The 17,943-nt window shown below is 63.1% G+C and carries 21 protein-coding genes; 7 read left to right on the top strand and 14 right to left on the bottom strand.

Features of this window, described 5'->3' with window-relative positions; all coding sequences use genetic code 11:
• Nucleotides 1-439: 439 nt before the first annotated feature.
• Nucleotides 440-928, bottom strand: a complete 489-nt coding sequence (locus tag RYH80_RS16255; protein WP_370905068.1) for an Lrp/AsnC family transcriptional regulator — start codon at nt 926-928, stop codon at nt 440-442.
• A 417-nt stretch (nt 929-1,345) separates the two neighbouring features.
• Between RYH80_RS16255 and RYH80_RS16260 the strand changes: the two genes are divergently transcribed.
• Nucleotides 1,346-1,765 (top strand): universal stress protein, encoded by a 420-nt coding sequence (locus RYH80_RS16260; RefSeq protein WP_370905070.1) that lies wholly within the window; start codon nt 1,346-1,348, stop codon nt 1,763-1,765.
• Between the two features lie 423 nt (nt 1,766-2,188).
• On the opposite strand, the gene RYH80_RS16265 is transcribed toward RYH80_RS16260, so the two are convergent.
• From RYH80_RS16265 to RYH80_RS16285, 6 genes are all read right to left on the bottom strand, one after another.
• Nucleotides 2,189-2,629, bottom strand: coding sequence for an arsenate reductase/protein-tyrosine-phosphatase family protein (locus tag RYH80_RS16265; RefSeq protein ID WP_370905072.1), 441 nt, complete (start codon nt 2,627-2,629; stop codon nt 2,189-2,191).
• Entirely contained in the window at nt 2,622-3,098 is a 477-nt protein-coding gene (locus RYH80_RS16270; RefSeq protein ID WP_370905074.1) for an arsenate-mycothiol transferase ArsC, read from the bottom strand. The genes RYH80_RS16265 and RYH80_RS16270 overlap by 8 nt, the downstream gene beginning before the upstream one ends.
• A 10-nt stretch (nt 3,099-3,108) precedes the next feature.
• Nucleotides 3,109-4,275: an ACR3 family arsenite efflux transporter gene (gene arsB, locus RYH80_RS16275; protein WP_370905075.1), complete on the bottom strand. Its 1,167-nt coding sequence runs from the start codon at nt 4,273-4,275 to the stop codon at nt 3,109-3,111.
• Nucleotides 4,268-4,663 carry an ArsR/SmtB family transcription factor gene (locus tag RYH80_RS16280; protein WP_370905077.1) on the bottom strand — a complete coding sequence of 132 codons (396 nt, stop codon included), beginning with the start codon at nt 4,661-4,663 and terminating at the stop codon, nt 4,268-4,270. Before RYH80_RS16280 ends, arsB begins: the two co-directional genes overlap by 8 nt.
• A gap of 186 nt (nt 4,664-4,849) precedes the next feature.
• Nucleotides 4,850-5,065 carry a DUF7861 family protein gene (locus RYH80_RS20175; RefSeq protein WP_489753335.1) on the bottom strand — a complete coding sequence of 72 codons (216 nt, stop codon included), beginning with the start codon at nt 5,063-5,065 and terminating at the stop codon, nt 4,850-4,852.
• 399 nt (nt 5,066-5,464) lie between these two features.
• A complete protein-coding gene (locus RYH80_RS16285) occupies nt 5,465-6,697 on the bottom strand; it encodes an aryl-sulfate sulfotransferase (protein WP_370905079.1) in 1,233 nt (410 codons plus the stop codon).
• 542 nt (nt 6,698-7,239) lie between these two features.
• Here RYH80_RS16285 and RYH80_RS16290 point away from each other — a divergent pair.
• Complete coding sequence (locus RYH80_RS16290) at nt 7,240-8,916, top strand: histidine kinase N-terminal 7TM domain-containing protein (protein ID WP_370905081.1); 1,677 nt, start codon at nt 7,240-7,242, stop codon at nt 8,914-8,916.
• On the opposite strand, the gene RYH80_RS16295 is transcribed toward RYH80_RS16290, so the two are convergent.
• On the bottom strand, nt 8,888-9,013 hold the full coding sequence (locus RYH80_RS16295) for a hypothetical protein (RefSeq protein WP_370905082.1): 126 nt from the start codon (nt 9,011-9,013) through the stop codon (nt 8,888-8,890). The genes RYH80_RS16290 and RYH80_RS16295 overlap by 29 nt on opposite strands.
• Before the next feature lie 260 nt (nt 9,014-9,273).
• On the opposite strand from RYH80_RS16295, the gene RYH80_RS16300 reads away from it, so the two are divergent.
• Nucleotides 9,274-9,633 (top strand): hypothetical protein, encoded by a 360-nt coding sequence (locus RYH80_RS16300; protein ID WP_370905084.1) that lies wholly within the window; start codon nt 9,274-9,276, stop codon nt 9,631-9,633.
• Between the two features lie 82 nt (nt 9,634-9,715).
• Here the strand turns inward: RYH80_RS16300 and RYH80_RS16305 are convergent, their stop codons facing one another.
• The 3 genes from RYH80_RS16305 to RYH80_RS16315 form a co-directional block, all read right to left on the bottom strand.
• Nucleotides 9,716-10,435 carry an SDR family NAD(P)-dependent oxidoreductase gene (locus RYH80_RS16305; protein ID WP_370905086.1) on the bottom strand — a complete coding sequence of 240 codons (720 nt, stop codon included), beginning with the start codon at nt 10,433-10,435 and terminating at the stop codon, nt 9,716-9,718.
• A 102-nt stretch (nt 10,436-10,537) separates the two neighbouring features.
• Nucleotides 10,538-11,278 carry an NAD(P)H-hydrate epimerase gene (locus RYH80_RS16310; protein ID WP_370905087.1) on the bottom strand — a complete coding sequence of 247 codons (741 nt, stop codon included), beginning with the start codon at nt 11,276-11,278 and terminating at the stop codon, nt 10,538-10,540.
• A gap of 96 nt (nt 11,279-11,374) precedes the next feature.
• A complete protein-coding gene (locus RYH80_RS16315) occupies nt 11,375-11,731 on the bottom strand; it encodes a winged helix-turn-helix transcriptional regulator (RefSeq protein ID WP_370905089.1) in 357 nt (118 codons plus the stop codon).
• A gap of 74 nt (nt 11,732-11,805) precedes the next feature.
• Here RYH80_RS16315 and merA point away from each other — a divergent pair, with 74 nt between their 5' ends.
• Entirely contained in the window at nt 11,806-13,263 is a 1,458-nt protein-coding gene (gene merA / locus RYH80_RS16320; RefSeq protein WP_370905091.1) for a mercury(II) reductase, read from the top strand.
• A 3-nt stretch (nt 13,264-13,266) separates the two neighbouring features.
• Here the strand turns inward: merA and RYH80_RS16325 are convergent, their stop codons facing one another.
• The 3 genes from RYH80_RS16325 to RYH80_RS16335 form a co-directional block, all read right to left on the bottom strand.
• Nucleotides 13,267-14,025 (bottom strand): hypothetical protein, encoded by a 759-nt coding sequence (locus RYH80_RS16325; RefSeq protein ID WP_370905092.1) that lies wholly within the window; start codon nt 14,023-14,025, stop codon nt 13,267-13,269.
• A gap of 523 nt (nt 14,026-14,548) precedes the next feature.
• Nucleotides 14,549-15,088, bottom strand: coding sequence for a DUF1097 domain-containing protein (locus RYH80_RS16330; protein WP_370905093.1), 540 nt, complete (start codon nt 15,086-15,088; stop codon nt 14,549-14,551).
• Nucleotides 15,089-15,204: 116 nt separating this feature from the next.
• Nucleotides 15,205-16,086, bottom strand: coding sequence for a hypothetical protein (locus RYH80_RS16335; RefSeq protein ID WP_370905094.1), 882 nt, complete (start codon nt 16,084-16,086; stop codon nt 15,205-15,207).
• Between the two features lie 439 nt (nt 16,087-16,525).
• Here RYH80_RS16335 and RYH80_RS16340 point away from each other — a divergent pair, with 439 nt between their 5' ends.
• The 3 genes from RYH80_RS16340 (at nt 16,526) to RYH80_RS16350 (ending at nt 17,912) form a co-directional block, all read left to right on the top strand.
• The gene (locus tag RYH80_RS16340) at nt 16,526-16,891 is read left to right on the top strand and encodes a nucleotidyltransferase domain-containing protein (RefSeq protein WP_370905095.1); all 366 of its coding nucleotides are present in this window, start codon (nt 16,526-16,528) and stop codon (nt 16,889-16,891) included.
• Nucleotides 16,884-17,273, top strand: a complete 390-nt coding sequence (locus tag RYH80_RS16345; RefSeq protein ID WP_370905096.1) for a HEPN domain-containing protein — start codon at nt 16,884-16,886, stop codon at nt 17,271-17,273. The genes RYH80_RS16340 and RYH80_RS16345 overlap by 8 nt, the downstream gene beginning before the upstream one ends.
• Nucleotides 17,274-17,684: 411 nt before the next feature.
• Nucleotides 17,685-17,912, top strand: coding sequence for a hypothetical protein (locus RYH80_RS16350; protein WP_370905097.1), 228 nt, complete (start codon nt 17,685-17,687; stop codon nt 17,910-17,912).
• Nucleotides 17,913-17,943: the final 31 nt, after the last annotated feature.

A 17,943-nucleotide genomic window follows, 5' to 3' on the forward strand; every position in this document is an offset into this window, starting at 1 on the left:
ACTCCGTCGACGACCGACCGCCGACGATCACCGGGAACGTGGTCGTCGATCGACTACACCGGGAACACGGACGTTCTGTATATTAAATCTGACTGTACTACCGTATCGTTCGCAAACAGAGATCGAACGAACGAGATGGTCAACCCGTCTACGGACTCTCGCTCTCCGGACTCGCTCGGGTGGCTCTCGCTGTCGTCTCGCTGGCGTTCGTGTCGGCCCCGTGGGATCGTGGTCAGCCGATCCGACCGACTCGTGTCGTTCGTCACCGGTGTGTCCCCCAGCGGCGGGGAAGAAGTTACCGGATCGTTCTCCGGAGCGGGCCTATCCGACCACTCCGTTAGCATCGATGGGGACTCAACGGCCCGCCCGTTCGCTCGGTCCGGCAGTACGGGATTCGGGTCTCTCACTCTACTCCGAGACGCCTCCCTCCACCCTCCTCTCACACCTCACCGTCGTCTCCCTCCTCACTCTCTGGAGCGAACTCTCCGAAGGGTGTCGTCTCGTGACTCCGGACGAGCACCTCGTCGGCGACGGTGAGCCCCAAGTCCAACAGTTCCTGTGCGACCGGCGTGATGTCGCTGTCCGACTCGCCGACGGCGGTCACGAGGAGATTCTGCTCGCCGGTGACCAACTCTTGGACCGACACGACCCCGTCGATGGCGAGAATCTCCGGGACGAGGTCGCCTCGATCCGGAATCGACGCGGTGCAGTAGAGCAACATCCGGAGAGGGTACCCGGACTCCTGATAGTCGACGTCTGCACTGTACCCTTTGATCACGCCGTCTCGCTCGAGTCGCTGGATCCGCTTGCGGACGGTACTCCCCGACGTCCCCGCCAGGTCGGCGATGTCGCTGGACGACGTGTTCCGAGCGTCGTCCTGGAGCGCGTACAGAATCGCCTCGTCGACGTCATCGGTCTGCTCGGTCATACCAGCGTCTCGACGGCAGCCGTACTTCAATTCCGGTGTGGTGGACGAGGCGCGATCGGCGTCGCCGGGGTGACCGGAACCCGTGGTCCGCTCTCCCCGAAAGATCTCGTAGGAATCGTCACCGCCGGTCGTCGATCGGAGTGTCGGATCGCCCTTCACGACCGCGCAGGACGACCTCGAGTTTCTCGACGACGGGTTCTGGCTCTGACCACCCCACTGTGGGACGTCGAGGGATCTCGACCCCCGGTACGACCCGACACCGAGAGTGGGCCCGTCTCTCCGATCGGCGGGTCGACTACGGTGGGCGATCAACTCCGACTCGAACGGTATCCCAGTCTGCCCACGGAGTCGAACGAGAGCACGATACCGTGTTCTGCTCGCCGGAAGCGTCATCTCCACACCGCGCGTGGGGGTGGTATGATCGAACGTGTTCTCGTCGCCGTCGACGGGTCGGAGATGGGCGAGCGGGCACTCCGGCACGCACTAGCGGCACACCCGGACGCGACGGTGACCGTCCTGACCGTCGTCGGTGAGCCGTCGGCGATGTTCGGGCAGGCAACTGCGATCGCGCTCGCGGACGACGTCGAAGAGTCGACCGAAAAGTACGCCCGGCCGGTGTTCGAGCGTGCCAGAGAGGTCGCCGCCGAACGCGGCGCCGAGATCCAGACGGCGGTGGACGTTGGACACCCGGCACGGGTGATCCTCGACCGAGCGGGGGCGTTCGACGCACTCGTGATCGGGAGCCACGGTGGCTCGCTCGCGGACCGACTGATCGTCGGGAACACAGCCGAGACCGTCGTCCGTCGGTCGCCAGTCCCCGTGACGGTCGTCAGGTGACGGAACACAGGTGCCGACACGAACCCGACGAGACTGCCCGCCCGACACCGTTGTGCGCCCGGCCGTCGACCCCGGCCCGCCCGCGTGAGGTGGGTGTGATCCGATCGGGACCGACGCGCCGCCCCTCCCGACGTGGGCCCCGGTGAACTACACTGTGTCTTTGTGTTCTAACACACGGTAGGGTGCGTGCGTCTTCGGTGGGCAGATATTCGGGATAGCGCGGCTGGATCGGTGTTTCCACCACGCGTAAACTCTATTTTGCGATAGCAAACTTGACCGACCCTACTCGGGACTCTGACAGTCTACACCCGCCGACAACACGTCAGAACGGTTCTCTCGAGGCGACCTGCGACCAGTCTCACGTTAATTCGACGATGCATCCCAAAGCCCCGTACTCAGATCCGACGCGCGACGGTCGGGTGTTCAGGATTCGGTGATCTCGTCGAACAGGTCGGCAACCCGCCGTTCGATCTCGTCACGAATTGCACGGACATCGTCGAGGTCTCGACCGTCGGGGTCGTCCAGTCCCCAGTCACGCACGTCGACAGCCCCACCCACGTCACCGACATCGAGCGTCGAACAGCCCATCGTCGCGACGTAGTCACAGGATCGGAGTTCCGCGATCGTGATCTCTCGCGGAGTCCGGTCGGACAGGTCGAGCCCCTCCTCCTCCATCACAGTCACTACCTCCTCGTGAACGTGGTCTGCCGGATCGGTGCCGCCGGTCAGAATCTCGATACGATCGTCGAGACCACGTCGCTCTCGCTCCTGTTCCGCGAAGGCTGTGGACATCTGGGAGCGACCAGCGTTCTGGACGCACATGAAAGCGATACGAGTCGGGTCGGAATCGTCGTTGTCAGTCATTGGATCGGTGAAGTTCCTGCTTCGAGGTTGGATTGGTCGGTAGGTCGTCGATCAATTCGATCACCCGCTGTTCGATTTCTGTACTGATCGCCCCCACTGTCTCGATGTCGCTGTCAGCTGGGTCGATGAATCCCCAGTCGCGTACGACGACGCCAGCTGGCAGGTCTTCCACCATCGACGAATGTCCCATCAGGACGACTACATCACACGTCTCGAGCGCCGTGTCGGTGAGCCGGGTCGGTGATCGTGCCGACAGATCGTACCCTTTCCCCTCCATCACACGCTCGACTGGAGGGTGGATCGCCTCCGCAGGGTTCGTCCCGCCACTGACGATCTCGATCTCTGGCCGGTCTTGGACTCGGACCTGCACTTCGGCGACCGCCGCCGCCGCGATCTGACTCCGTCCGGCGTTCTCCTCACAGACGAATGCGACACGAAGCGGGTCACGACTGTCGGAGTGGCCTGACATCTCTCTCCTCTCAATCGTCGTCCAGTGCCGGTTCCGAGTTCGGTGACGGAGGCTGGTCACTCGTTCCACTCCCCCACTCGAACGTCCGCTGGAAGTACAACGCGACGTTGACCAACGCGAGCAGAACCGGCACCTCGATTAGCGGGCCGACGACCGTCGTGAATGCGACACCCGAGCCGACACCGAACACTGCCACGGCCACCGCGATTGCCAACTCGAAGTTGTTCGACGCTGCCGTGAATCCGATCGCCGTCGTGGTCGAGTAGTCAGCACCGATTCCGCGACCCATCCCGAAGCTCACGAAGAACATGACGACGAAGTAGATCGTCAGCGGCACCGCGATCAAGAGTACGTCACCCGGCGAGGCGACGATGTTCTCCCCCTGCGTGGCGAACATCACGATCACCGTGAACAGCAGCGCGACGAGCGTCAACGGGTCGATCTTCGGGACGAACTCCTCGTCGTACCACGTCTCGCCGTTGATCCGCGTCCCGACGTAGCGGCTCAGGAGTCCGCCCGCGAACGGAATCCCGAGGAAGACTACGATCGCCTCGAACACCTGCATCGGCGTGATGTCGAACGTAGTGATCCCTGCGACGAGCGACTCCATCCCGAGCAGTGGCGGCAGGAACACCCCGAAGAACCAGACGTACACACCGTAGGTGACGATCTGGAACAGGCTGTTGAACGCGACCAGTCCGGTGACGTACTCGGTCGACCCCTCTGCGAGTTCGTTCCAGACGAGCACCATCGCGATACACCGCGCCATCCCGATGAACACCAGTCCGAGGAAGAACTCGGGGCGCGCCGGCAGTCCCGGGACGAGCCCACTGAAGAAGATCACGGCCAGCCCGAACATCAGCGTCGGGCCGATGAGCCAGTTCTGGACGAGACTCAGGCCCAGCACGCGCCAGTTACTGAACACGGTGCGGAGTTGTGAGTAGTCGGCCTTCGCCAACGGTGGGTACATCATCACGACGAGACCGATCTCGACCAAGTAGAGGTCCTGGATCGGTCGAGTGACCGACGGTGCGAGGAACCCCAGACCGACACCGACCGCCATCGCCCCGAAGATCCAGACGGTGAGATACTTGTCGAGGAAGTCCATCGACCGCGGGTCGCCACAACTCTCACAGTCGCAGTTCGACCCGTGGTCGTGGGCATCGACGTTACTCATCTACACTCCCATCGAGAACGGTGACGAGTGCCACGGCTCGGTTCGTCGCACGGTACTTCTTCCAACGGCCATCTTTGCGATCATCGACGAGTCCCGCGTCGACGAGTTTCGAGAGCGCGTGGCTGAGCCCGCTCTCGGTCACGTCGACGACCGCGTTCAATTCACAGACACAGAGTTCCTCGCCAGCCGCGACGAGGACACGGACCAGCGTGTATCGTGTCTCGTTGGAGAGTGCCGAAAGTACACCCACTTCGGCGTTCAACTGCGCCGTCCCGAGTGTCGCTTCGAGGGTGCCGAGCTCGTCGAGGCGGCGCTCGACGTCCTCGTTGCGACACTCCTCGAGTTCGTCGTCGAGGTAGCGACGAAGCCGTTCTGTGGTTTGTGCCATCGACCGTGACTTGAGAAGACTCTCAATTAACAGTTGCGGTACAACCGGAGGCTCGTTCGCTCAAGCGTCCTACAGTACGACAGAACTTGAGACTGAAGATCAGAGAGTCCACTACACTTGAGTAGTGCTTAAATCGGAGTACGGGAGCGAGCCCGGTGGCCGAAGGGAACGTGGAGTCGTGCGCGGCTACGACCCGACGCGACTGGGGAGTCTGTGGCTTCTTCGAGTTCCGACTCTCACCGCGACACCGGTCGTCGTCGAGTTCTCGCCGATTGGTGAGTCTTCTAACTCCCCGTCCAACCGTGACACGACGAGATCACGAACGGCGTACGTCACGGTCAACTCGACCGTCTCAGGTTCTGATCTGTCGTCACCACTAAGACCTCCGAGTCCGTTCCGCAATCTGTTACGACTCGTGACGCTGGTGCGTGACGACGACGATTCGAATCAGTACGTGCGCCGGGTGTGACTGACAGCGAGTGCCGTCCTCGTCGCTTTGCAATCCCTCCACCCCTGAAGAGGTGGGATTCCCCCGGTGGGGATTTCGACTATGCCGGTTCCCCGGAGGCAACTTCTCCACCTCGCGGGGGGTACTCCGGTCTATGGGATCCTCTCTGGGATTTGTCCGTCTGACGCGGCACGCGTCGGTGAACGTCGACGGTACCCCGATCAGCCACCTCTACAGGCGGAGCAGGCCGAGAAACTCGCCTCGACAGCCCGTGACCTATGACTGCAGTGGAAGGACTCGCGGAGAATCGAGTTACGGAGACGCTGCCGGCACGGTCGAGGTCGGGGCCCGAGTCAGTCGTCGTCTCGAAGCGACGATAGCCGCCGTCGGGCGGCAGAACAACGACCGGCGAGTTCGTATCCGGCGAGCACGAGCGCCGAGAGGACGCTCACGAGGAGTGTGAACGACTCGGGGATACGCATCCACCGTGGTGTGACCCAGACGAGACCGTTCACGATGCGGGGACCGAGCACCGACTCGACTCGCGATTGGGCGTGTTCGACCGGCGTCTCGGGGTCGGCAGTCCGAGACCGGAGACCCAGTTCGACGGCCGCTTCGCCGTTCGCACTCTCGTCGGGGGTAGAGAGGCGCTCCGCCTCGTACACGTCGATCGCCGTCGAGATCGACCAGACGACAGTCCCACGCGTATCGATCTGGAGAACACGGTTGCCGTTCGTGTCCGTGACGAGCGTGTGTCCGTTGGGCAGGCGGTCGGCGTCGCGTGGCCACTTGAGCCGCTCGTCTCGCCACACCCACGACTCGGTCCAGGTACCGTCCACACGCTGGAACTCGACGATCCTGTCGTTGTTCGAGTCGGCCACGATCAGCGCCGGGCCACCCCGCTCTTCGGGGACGTAGTCGGCGTTGTGTTGCTCGTACAGCGTCGAGTGGGCATCGTCGGCACCCAGTGAGAGTGACTCGTTCACTCGTCCGGAGGAGCGGTTGACGAATATCACTCGGTCGTGGTTACGTAGACTCGCGGTCACGTACCGTCCGTCACGAACGAGCTCTACGTCGTTCAGGTGCGTCCAGTCACCGGTGAACGAGCCGCCACTGTCCGGTGCCAGTGTGGTGTACGCGCTCCACTCCCACGTGGTGGTGTCGGTGCTGGTGTCGACGATCTCCACCTCCTGCTGGACGATGTCGGCGACGAGATAGTGTGTCTCGTTGATACGGTCGACATCGTGCCACTCCGTATTGCGTCGTCCGGGTGTGACCTCACTGTAGAGGACGGTTCTGGCACCGGTTTCGGGGTCTATCTGCTCGATACGCTGTCGCACACAGTTCGTACAGTCGAGACTCTCAGGGCTATTCACCACCGTCGAGACGATCACGTCGTCGCTACCAGTGATCGGATCGACGTCCCAGTACTCGTCGCGGACCGTCTCACGGTACGATACGGTCCCGTCCCCCTCGACCACGACGAGTGCTGTGCCAGTGACGACCGTCGGACCGGACACAGTAGTCTCGGGTGAGTAGCCGGGATCGTCGGTACCGAACACCGGATTCGTAGCGACTGTTATCACGAGTGGAACGACGAACAGACAGACACAGACAACCCGAATGTAGTTCATGTAGACTCATCGTGTTCACCAATCTCCTTACATCCTCTGTCTCCCTTCCCCTAGATAGCATTGTTCACAAATATTTGTTCGGTATTTGCTTTGGCAACAGAGAACTGCAGTGGTAGGGACTATCCTTCCTGCAGAAAGACGAGGACTTTTCCACTGATCGTACAGAGAGTCAGGTGCGGAAAGGGGGTCATCTCGGCCACGGTGTGCAGGCACACGACACGGTGACAGGCGGGGCACACCTGACACCACGACTTGGCGATTTCACCGAGTAGTGCCTCGTGCCGGGCAGCGACACTCCCTACCCGGGACACTCTCGCTAGTAGGAGCAGGCTTCCCGGTCGTCACGTCGCTCACGAACGCCGGCTACCGTCGAGCACGCGCTGAAGTGTGGCTGAATTACAATCAGATATGAAAGAGACACACCACAAACATAATGTTGGATCGTACCTGGCAACTATGTGATAGTTCAGGTCCCACCGCGAGTGCCACCTCTCGTGGTCTCCCTGTTCATCACGGTCTCACTAGCGGGCTACGGCCGGCGCCAGTATCTGCAGCGCGCTCGGCGGAACGACCTGCTCGCGTTCGTCGCGCTGATGGGAGCACTGAGTCTGTCACTGCTCGCAGAGACTTTCCTTCGAATCGCGACATCGCCGGCGCTGAAGCTCCTCGGATTCAATTTCCTCAACACAGTCTGTATCTGGGTGTCGAGCTACGCGCTCCTCTGGTTCGCCTTGGCGTATTCGAACAACACTCGGTGGATCAACCGGTGGACGATCGGAGTCGCGGTCGCGACGCCGATCACGTTCGGTGTGATCGGAACTGTCGCCCCGGAGTTCCTGTACGAGGTCCACGGGCTCGTCAGTCACGGTCCCGTGACGGTTCTGGGGGTGACGTTTCGACGGTGGTACACGCTCGATCGAACGCTCAAGCCGCCGTTTCTACTGCTCCACCTCTACGTCTACGTAGTGGGGCTTCTCGCCGGTGGTGTGCTCGGTCGCTACCTCCTCCGACGTCGCGGGGACGTCGAGTTGGGTCACGCTGTCGCGATCGTAGTCGGAGTAGGAGCCCCGCTGGTAGCAGGCGCATCACTGATCACCGGGATCGTTCCGCCAGAGCTGAGCCTGACGGGTGTCTCGTACGGCGTCACAGCCGTGGCGTTCGCGGTGGCGACGTTCCGGTACCGACTCTTCGACGTCGCACCCGTTGGACGGCAGCAACTCGTCAGAGAGATGCCCGACCCAGTCGTCATGCTCGACGACGACGAGGCGGTCGTCGACTGCAACCCCGCCGCACGAGCGATCGTCGGTGCCCCGCCCGACTGGCACGGAACCGCTGCAGAGGCGTTCTTCGCCCCACTCTGCGAGGATACACGTCGCGTCGTCACCGGTGAAGCCGACCCCCGCACGATCAGCATCGCAGATGGCGAGACAGAGCGGTACTTCACACCCGACATCGCACCCATTGACAACGGGGAGGGAGTTGTCCAGGGTCGACTGATCGTCCTCCGAGAGATCACTGCACAAAAACAGCGGGAGCAGGAACTCGAACGCCAGAACGAACGCCTCGATCAGTTCGCCAGCACAGTCTCACACGACCTGCGGAACCCACTGAACGTTGCACAGGGCCGGGTCACGCTCGCTCGAGCGGAGGTCGACAACGACCACCTCGAGGCTGCAGAAGACGCACACGAACGGATGGCGACTCTGATCGACGACTTGCTGACCTTCGCTCGCTCGGGTACCGCGGTCGAGGAGACGACTGCCGTCGAGCTGTCGACCGTCGCACGGACAGGGTGGCAGACAGTCGAGACGTCGGAGGCGACACTCGAGATCGAGACCGATCGGGTCATCAGAGCCGATCGGGACCGGACGCGACAACTGCTGGCGAATCTCTTCCGGAACGCGATCGAACACGCCGGGCCGGATGTGACGGTCACCGTCGGTCCCGTCGACGGCGGGTTCTACGTGTGTGACGACGGTCCTGGGATTCCGGAAGAGGAGCGCGCGGACGTCTTCGACCGCGGGTACTCGACGTCGGACGGTGGAACGGGGTTCGGACTCGCGATCGTCGATGTGATCGCCGACGCACACGGGTGGACCGTCCGAGTTGTCGACAGTGCCGACGGTGGTGCCCGGTTCGAGATCACACAGGTTGCGGTCGTGTCTGCGTAGCGGCGTCACCGTCGCCTGGCTCCAAGTCGTACTTCTCGCGGAGCCCGTGCGTGATCGTCGCCTGGTCCTTCTCGGAGATCCGTGTGGTCTCGCTCACGTGCGGCGATACGTGTCAGAATATCTCACCCTCGTGAGGGCTGGATACTCACGCTGACAGCCCTACCGCCTCGCTCAGATTTGGTAGCTGGTCGTCTCTCACGAGTCCGGACTCCAGAGGCTTGAACCGAGCGACCGCCTCCCGGCCGAGAGAGACGGAGACGATCGGTTCGCCGACACACAAGAACCTGTGCCGTGACGCCGACACTCCCACACGGCCGCGCGGGGTTGTCGTCTGTGCAGCCGGTACGTGGACACGCAATGGCGAAAGCAGCCTTCGTGATCACGAGTGGTGCAGACGGCAGTGCGACGAGTATCGGCAACGTAGTGAACGCGCTCGAAGGCGCCAAGGAGTTCGTCGAGACGGACGGCGACGAGGTGGAGGTCATCTTCGACGGGGCGGGGACCCAGTGGATTCCCGAACTCGAAGACGAGACACACGACTACCACGACCTCTACGCCGCCGTCCGCGGGCACGTCTCGGTGTGTGACTACTGTGCGGACGCGTTCGACGTGAGCGAGGCCGTCGACGAGGCGGGACTCGCCCGACTCGCCGACTACGACGGTCACCCGAGCATCCGCTCGCTCGTCGCCGACGACTACGAACTGCTCACCTTCTGACGCCGACTCGACAGCAGACAGGAGAGACCAGTCCCCTCTGGCTCTCGATCCGCGTGAGGGCCGGACACGCTCGCTCGGCGAGTCAGACGAACTCGGACGGCTGCGGGCCGTTCGTGAGGTGGACTTCGAACGGTTGCGTACTCGGGTCGTCTCGTTCGACGAGGTGCCAGTACGTCTCGGCGAGTTCGTCTGGGTCGAGGAACGTCTCCGGATCGCGATCCGGGTTCCGCTCGCGGACGCCCGGACTGTCGATCTGTCCGTCGAGGACGACGTGGGCGACGTGGACGCCGTCGGGGCCGTACTCTTGGGCGATGTCCATCGCCATCCCGCGGGCGGCGAACTTCGCGGCCGTGAACCCGATCGCACCACCGCGACCCCGGACCGCGGAGGTCGCGCCGGTGAAGATCACCGTTCCGCCGCCCGTCTCGAGCATGTCCTCGACGGCCTCCTGGGAACAGACGAACGCCCCACGCCCGTTGACCGCCCACGATTCCTCGAACGACTCGACACTCGTGTCCAACAGTCCCGTCCACGAGGCGGCACTCGCGTGGTTCACCAGCACGTCGATCGGGCCGAACGCGTCGCGGACCGTCTCGAACCCGTCCCGAATCTGCGCCACGTCGGCGAGATCCGTCGGGACGGCGAGCCCCTCACCCGGATCGGGGAGGTCGTCCGCTAAGTCCGTGATGTAGTCCGCCGATCGGGCGAACAGTGCGACGCGACACCCCTCGGCGGCGAACTTTCGTGCGAGCGACTCGCCCAGTCCCGGTCCGACGCCGGCGACGACTGCTGTTCGGCTCACGACGACTGGTAGGCCGTGCACCCGCAAAAACTGTGCTGACAGTCCGGCCGATCCAGCAAGTATCCACTTCGGTCTCGGTCCAGTTTCGCTCGGGGGCAGGAGTCAGACTGACTCGGACGGTGTGAGTTCGATCCAGTCACCATCCTCGAACGGCGAGTCGTACGTGATACCAGCCCGTTCGTACACGACCGCCGGCATCCCGATGTCGGCGAGGAACAGTCGTCCGACACCACAGTCGAGCCCCGTCTTCGGGAGAGCGAGTGTCACCGTTCGATCGGGCTCGACGACGGGCACGAACGCGTTCCCGGTCGTCGCGTTCCGTCCGGAGGGAACGTCCAGCGACACGACGCTCGTCTCCCCGCGGCCGGCCATGGTGATCGCGTCGACGAGTGTACTCGCCGGCGTCCGCAGCGCCCCCTCGAGACCGTACCCGACGAGTGCGTCCACGATCACCGACGGTTCGCGCGACTGGAGGACGTCGTTGACCGTCTCGTGAGTGGGGACATCCATCGCCGAGAGAGTCTCGAACTGGTGGGCAGCCGCGCCGGTGAGGTCGGCCGCAGGTCGGTCGAGAATCACCTCGACGGTCACGCCACGGTTCGCCAAGTGGCGTGCGCAGACCAGTCCACCACCACCGTTCCCACCATTACCAGCGACGACTACGACCGGGCTGTCACCGATGTCGCGGACGTGCCAGGCGAGAGCTCGTCCGGCGTTCTCCATCATCTGGAGCACTTGGAGGCCGACTTCCTCGACAGCGACACGATCCACCTCGCGCATCTCCGCGGCCGTCACCGCCGGAATCTGGCGTCCGGTGGCTGTCTGGAACTGATCGGACGACACGTAATTTGTCACACAGACTGGCTACTTGACGATTGTGCGGTACTGTGGGTTCCGCGGTGTAGCGGCGTTCTCGTACGATATCGGTGCGTACAGAGCTTACGACTCCGTCTCGTTCGCTTCTGCCCACTCGAGTAGTGGTTCGAGCCTGTCGCTCACTTCCCGTCCGTCTGCCGTCAGTGAATACTCGACACGAGGCGGGATCTCGTCGTACTGGGTTCGCGAGAGGAGCCCGGCCTCTTCGAACTCGTCGAGTCGCCTCGAGACCGTGGAACTACTCGCACCTGGGAGGTGTGACTCGATCTCGGCGAACCGGAGTGTCTCGTGTGCCCCGATGATACTGATCAACTGCATCGCGTACTTGCGACCGAGCACGTCGATCACACCCGTCAACGGGCAGTAGCAGGTGCCGTCAACGTCACACGCGCGAGTCGGTGTCGGAGTCGAGTCTGCCATGACTTCGAGGCCTCGAACTTACTCCGTGGCTTCGGACTCCACAGTATAATGGCTTCGGGAACGAGAGCTTAGACATGGTCACGACTCGATCGTACGACCTCGTGATCCTCGGGGGTGGTGCGGCAGCGTTCGCGGCACTCACCGAGGCGAGTCGGCGTGGACTGTCTACGGCACTGGTGAACACTGGACTCCCAATCGGTGGGACGTGTGTGAACGTCGGGTGTATCCCGAGCAAACATCTGTTGGCAGTCGGGGAGACCGCTGCTGCGTCGAGTGAGAATCCGTTCGAGGCCGTACAATACAGTGACGACGAACCGACGGTCGACTGGCCGACTGCACTGGACGGCACGACCGACCTCGTCGAGCAGTTCCGACGGGAGAACTACGTGGATGTCGCCGAGCACTTCGAGACGGATACCTACGAGGGGTACGGTCAGTTGGTCGACGACACGACGATCGAAGTCGTCGACGGGGCCGACGAGGGGGCACGCATCACCGGTGAGAAGCTGCTCGTCGCGACCGGGAGTTCACCGCGGGAACCACCCATCGACGGCCTCGGTGAGGTCGACTACTACACGAGCGAGACTATCCTCGAGGAGCGTGAGCTTCCCGAGCGTATCGTGATGCTCGGCGGCGGGTACATCGCGTTGGAGTGGGGCCAGATCCTACACCGCGTCGGCGTCGACGTGACTGTCCTCCAGCGTTCCGACCGGGTGCTCTCGGACACAGAGGGGCAACTCGGACGCGAGATACAGCGGGCATTCGAAGAGGATGGCATCGAGCTGGTAACCAGAAACGACTTCCAGTGTGTCTACGCAGCAGCAGCCGACGGAGGAGCCGACACGGTTCAGTCGGGTGTCGCCGTCGAGACGATTGTCGACGGCACCGAGCGGACGGTCACTGGTGACGCGCTGTTCGTCGCGACCGGTGTCCAGCCCAACAGCGAGGGCGTCGGCCTCGATACGGTGGGAGTCGAAACGGACGACGACGGCACGATCCGCGTCGACGAGCACTTCCAGACGACCAATCCCGACGTGTACGCAGCCGGCGACGTGATCGGCGAACCGGAGCTAGAGACGGTCGCAGCCAAGGAGGGCAACCACGCCGTTAAGAACGCGTTCGGGGGCGAGGGTGTCAGTATCGACTACGACGCGGTCCCGGCTGTCGTCTTCACCAGCCCCGAGGTCGCCACGGTCGGCACGACCGAACGCGAGTATATGGATGAGCACGGGACCTGTTCCTGCCGGACCATCCGGATGGAAGACGTACCGCGGGCGAAGACGGTCGAGAACACGGACGGGCTCGTCCAGGTCGTCAAACACCACGAGACCGACGAGATCGTCGGCGTCCACATGGTCGGTCCCCGCGCTGCAGATACGATTGTGGAAGCGACACTGGCCGTGAAGTTCGGACTGACCGTGGACGACATCGTCGACACGGTCCACCCGTTCCCGACGTTCAGCGAGGCGTTCAAACACGCCTGCCAGGCGTTTCGGCGGGATACTTCGGCGATGAGTTGCTGTGTGGAGTGAGTACTACTCCTCTGTGAGCCGGCTGGTGACGGTAGAGTCGACGTCGACAAACGAGAGATTACCCGACGTGTCCCGTCGCCCACCCGACGACCGGATGAGACTCCACAGCAGCAGAAGGACGCTTCCGGAAAGAAACGTTCCGCTCACCGGAGACGCCGGGATCATGAACGACCAGTAGATGGGTGTCGCCGTGGTGCCGATGAGCACGCTGAGGAGACCGTAGAAGGCGGGAGCACAACAGCAGCAGGCAGTTGCTCCGGTCATCGCGGTCGTCCCGGCGAACAGTCGACCGCTCTCGATCGACCGACTACCGGACAGCTGCTGTGTGACGACCGCAGCGTTGAATCCGACGAGTCCACCGAACAGCAGCATCGTCAACAGTGATCCGACCGAGAGGTAGCCGGCGAACGGGATCGACGGGACGTTCCACTGGACCGCAGGCCAGACGACTAGCGGGCTCGCAACGTCGTACGAGATCAGGAACGCGTCGGTCGGTGCGTTCACACCGTCGTCGGGATTGAACGTCATCGTACCTGCCGAAAACGCGTACAACACGGCGATGAGAATCCCTGTCATCCCACCGACGAGTCGTGGTGTTCGATCACGCACGACTCCCTGTACGATTCCTCGGGCGTCGGTCCAGACGACGTACCCGACGAGCACCGGGAGAGCCAGTGCAACGAGGTACCCGAGTGGGTGGAGGTAGCCGCCGTTCGGCATGACGGCGGGGTACGCGATCCAAGCGGCGAGATCGAGTCCCAACAACGCGTACCGTGGTCGTCGTGGGTACCGAGTGGCGGTGAAGACGACGGCTCCGACGGCCAGCGACCCAGCGACTACCAGTGCTAAGACGGGGTAGACTGCGACGAGTTCTGGTGGGTTCGTTCCGACGACTTGTACTTCGACGACCCCGATTAGTCCGGTTATTGCCGCGATACCACCACCGAGTGCCGGAACTGCGGCTTGAGTCGGAGTGACACCGACTCTCCGAACGGCGGCGACCGACCCCGCGAGTAGTACGACGCCGACGACGACACTTCCGAACAGAACCCAATGCGGTATCCCGGCGTGTGTCGTTCCAGAGTGGGCGACGGTCGATCTAGAAAAGAGGCTAACCGTCACAGCGACGAGGCCGAGAGCACGAGTGAGCGATCGTCCGCGCCGTGGTCGCCGGTGGTCTCTCGTATCCATCTGATCTACTTCTTTCACTGGACGAGATTTATTCCCTCCGTGTTCGCGCGTCGTCCGGACACTCCCGTCGGATCTGCAGCGGCGCAGACGGGTCTCACTCGCTCCTCCCTGTGTGCGTGTGATCTAGTCGAGTACTCCCGACACGCGTCACGAACCCGATCGTCGCCCCGAGTGACATCGACAGGACCGTCGCCACAGTCTCACCGGGGAGCCCTCCGAGGCCGCCGACCGACGCTCCGGCGGCGTGGACGCTGAACAGCGTGGCGTACCCGAAGAACCCACCGGGGGTGAACGAGAGGACCGGCACCGCCGCGTGGAGACTCGCGAGGAGCATGAACGCGCCGACCACGAGACTCAACGCGACGTGCCCACCGCCGAACAAACCGTCGACGATCACCAGCGTCAGTGCTGCGTAGCAGATGCCGGCGAGGTTGCTCAAGAGCCCACGTTGCAGTCGTGTGAGTCCGTCGGCGTCGACCGCGTAGAAGCTCGCCGACGCGACGAACGACGGCCAGAGCGGGATCTCGAGGACGGCGACGAACACGTACGTCCACGGGACCGACGCCACGCCGAACACGATCGCCAGTGCCAGTGTCTCGTCTAGCTCCGACGCGACGACACGTCGTCCGATCACTACTCCGGGTCGACTGGACTCGCGAACAAAAGCGTCGTGGTGGTGCCAACGACCGAGCACGAGCGACGAGTCGTCCACACCTGGTCCGGGTGGAGATGCGGCACCGCTGGGTTCGATCACGGGAGGACCGCGACCCGACCGGTCCAGACGGCGACGACGCCGAGGTAGAACAGCGTCCCCAACGCGGCACTGGTCAGGACCCGCCGCGCCGGGTCGCGGGCAGGGAGTGAGTAGCGAACGAGCGGGATCGACGTGAGCTCCGGGCGTGTCAGTACTCGGTTCGAGAGGAGTGCGACTGCGGCGACGACAACCGGTCCGGTGAGGAGACTGTTCGTCACAGCGAGGAGCCGTCCGACCGTGGCATCGCCGAGCGTCAGTGTCGCCACCCACCCGAGTGTGTTCGCCGGTGGCGGGAGCAGTGGGAGCATCTCCGCCGCCACCGCACCGTAACTCGCGTACAGGAACACGGCGGAGCCGCCGAGGAGACTCGTGGTCTTGACGACTAACTGGATTCGCTCACTCGCGACGAACCGAGGGAGGACGAACAGGCCGACGAGGAAGACCAGGTTCGATCCGATCCACGGGCCGAGCGTCTGGAGTGCGAGCGGGAGTCCAGTGGCGAGGATCCCGACACTGAACCAGTCGAGGCTCAGCGCGTCACTGCTCGGACAGGCACCGGACAGGACGCTCCGCCGGTGTGTCGGGTGACCGAGGTAGTAGGCCATCCGCAACAGCAGGAACGTCGGTACGAGCAGGACGTACGCGACGACGCGCACCACGAGTCCGCCGGGAGAGGAGACGGTCCCCAACAGAAACGCCGTGGAGAAGTCCAAGACGCCGTTGACGAGCCAGAAGGTCAACAGCGACGGCGCGAACACACACCCGTTGAGCAACGCCGTCAGGTGGCCGACCGACCAGTCGAACTCGTGAGAGAGTAACTCCTCGACGGCGTCGCTCAGGCCTCGCGTCCGTCGCTGGAGTGCCCTGTAGCCTCTCACAGACGTGTCGTCGCCCCCGACGCTGAAAAACACCGCTCGGAACTGTCCTCGTCTCACCCGACCGTCACGTCGCCAGGGGTGGAGTCGACACCGCCAGCGCTCCTCTCTCCGGGCGGACGACCGACAACGGGTGATCCGGCCGACTGTAACACTTCTCGAATACGTTTTATACCCCACCTTCGTGTTTCGTTACACGACTTCTCGGAATTTGTGTGCACAGCGTGAGGGAGACCGAGTCGAAGACGCACGAGTAGAGCGGACGGTGTGGTCGTAGGGTGTCGGTCACCACGGGTTGACGAGACGTGTGGTGACGGCCCAGACCGGACGAACGCGACGACAACTGTCGACACAGATGTGGGCCGCACGTGCGACACTGGATCAGTGGTGGTCTCGACACACGGGGAAATACACATTACGTCGAAGAGTGTAGACCCGGCGTATGCCTGAGTCGAAGACGACTGATCCCCAGCTCGTGGACGATGCCCACGGGAGGGCCGCCGAGGCGTTCGCCGAGCGCGCTCGGGCAGCGTGCGGCGAGGAACTGGAGGGACTGTACGTGTTCGGCTCGACGATCAGTGGTGAGGCGGCCGACCTGTCGAGTGACGTGGACGTGTTGGTCGTCCTCGCAGACGGGAAACGAGAGACGGCAGCCGACAGGCTCCGTGACCTCGCGTACGACGTGATGATCGAGTACGGGCCAGTGGTCGAACTCCACGTCCTGTCAGTCTCGACGTTTGAGCAGTACCAGCGCGAGGGGAACCCGTTCGTGGAGCGGGTGATCTCGGAGGGGCGAGTGTATGCCTGACGAAGAGGTGTCGGTTCAGCGGGAACTCACACAGGCGCGCCAAGCGCTACGCGATGCACGAACCGGTCGTGACGCAGGATTGTCGGACGCTGCGGTGGTGAATCGGCTGTACTACGCGGCGTTTCACGCGGCGAAAGGTGCTCTGTACGACGACGGACATAATCCAGTCTCACACGGGGGCGTTCTCTCGCTGGTGGGATCAGAACTAGTCGTCTCGGGCGATGTGTCACGAGATCTGGGACGATTCTTGAACCACCTCTCGGAACTACGTCAGCAGGCCGACTACGGATACGAAGCGATCACAGACGACATCGGTGATCTGGTCACACGGACAGAGCAGTTCGTCACCAAGATGGAGTCGCTCTGTGAGGACGCCGATTAAAATCGTGGTGACCGTCCAGGCCGGACGAACGCAACGACAACTGTCGACACAGACGTGGGTCGCACGTGCAATAATGGATCAGTGGTGGTTCCGCCACACGGGGAGATACAATCACGTCGAGGGGTGTTTGCCCGGCGTATGTCCGAGTCGAAGACGACTGATCCCCAACTCGCGGACGATGCCCACGGGAAGGCCGCCGAGGCGGTCGCCGAGAGTGGATTGAACGTCTAGCGTTTCACCTCGACTGTGCCGTAGGCGGTCGCGGCGTCTGGTGATGTCTCTCCCGAAACACGACCGCCAGGACCGCGAGGATAGCTCAGGATATACAAATCGTGTTCAGGCATATCACGTTCAGACATATCGTGTTCAGTCATCATTCTACTTATGTATTCGGCGAGTGGGCACCCGTGTGTGCCGCCCTCGTTCGGCAATCGGTCAGAAGAGCTGTCGTGGGTTCAGCGGTCCTACGAGAACGATTCTACCGAGTTTATCCAGTTGCTCGGCGAACAGATGTCCGTCGACGAACTGGCTGACGAGTTGGGAGTCGACGCCGCCGACGTTCGCGAGCGGCTCGCGTACCTCTCGGAGTTCGACCGTGTCCGTCGGGACGGTGAGACGGTTCACCCACCAGAACAGTAGACGACCCGTGAGAGTCTCCGGCGTGAGAGGC

It is taken from the genome of Halobaculum sp. MBLA0147 (assembly GCF_041361345.1).
In the GTDB taxonomy this organism is placed as follows: domain Archaea; phylum Halobacteriota; class Halobacteria; order Halobacteriales; family Haloferacaceae; genus JAHENP01.

Excerpts from the sequence above, each read along its gene's own strand:
- RYH80_RS16340 (WP_370905095.1), top strand. The coding sequence starts at position 16,526 with ATGCCTGAGTCGAAGACGACTGATCCCCAGCTCGTGGACGATGCCCAC.
- RYH80_RS16280 (WP_370905077.1), bottom strand. The coding sequence starts at position 4,663 with ATGGCACAAACCACAGAACGGCTTCGTCGCTACCTCGACGACGAACTC.
- RYH80_RS16300 (WP_370905084.1), top strand. The coding sequence starts at position 9,274 with ATGGCGAAAGCAGCCTTCGTGATCACGAGTGGTGCAGACGGCAGTGCG.
- merA (WP_370905091.1), top strand. The coding sequence starts at position 11,806 with ATGGTCACGACTCGATCGTACGACCTCGTGATCCTCGGGGGTGGTGCG.
- RYH80_RS16345 (WP_370905096.1), top strand. The coding sequence starts at position 16,884 with ATGCCTGACGAAGAGGTGTCGGTTCAGCGGGAACTCACACAGGCGCGC.
- RYH80_RS16315 (WP_370905089.1), bottom strand. The coding sequence starts at position 11,731 with ATGGCAGACTCGACTCCGACACCGACTCGCGCGTGTGACGTTGACGGC.
- RYH80_RS16260 (WP_370905070.1), top strand. The coding sequence starts at position 1,346 with ATGATCGAACGTGTTCTCGTCGCCGTCGACGGGTCGGAGATGGGCGAG.
- arsB (WP_370905075.1), bottom strand. The coding sequence starts at position 4,275 with ATGAGTAACGTCGATGCCCACGACCACGGGTCGAACTGCGACTGTGAG.
- RYH80_RS16255 (WP_370905068.1), bottom strand. The coding sequence starts at position 928 with ATGACCGAGCAGACCGATGACGTCGACGAGGCGATTCTGTACGCGCTC.
- RYH80_RS16270 (WP_370905074.1), bottom strand. The coding sequence starts at position 3,098 with ATGTCAGGCCACTCCGACAGTCGTGACCCGCTTCGTGTCGCATTCGTC.
- RYH80_RS16265 (WP_370905072.1), bottom strand. The coding sequence starts at position 2,629 with ATGACTGACAACGACGATTCCGACCCGACTCGTATCGCTTTCATGTGC.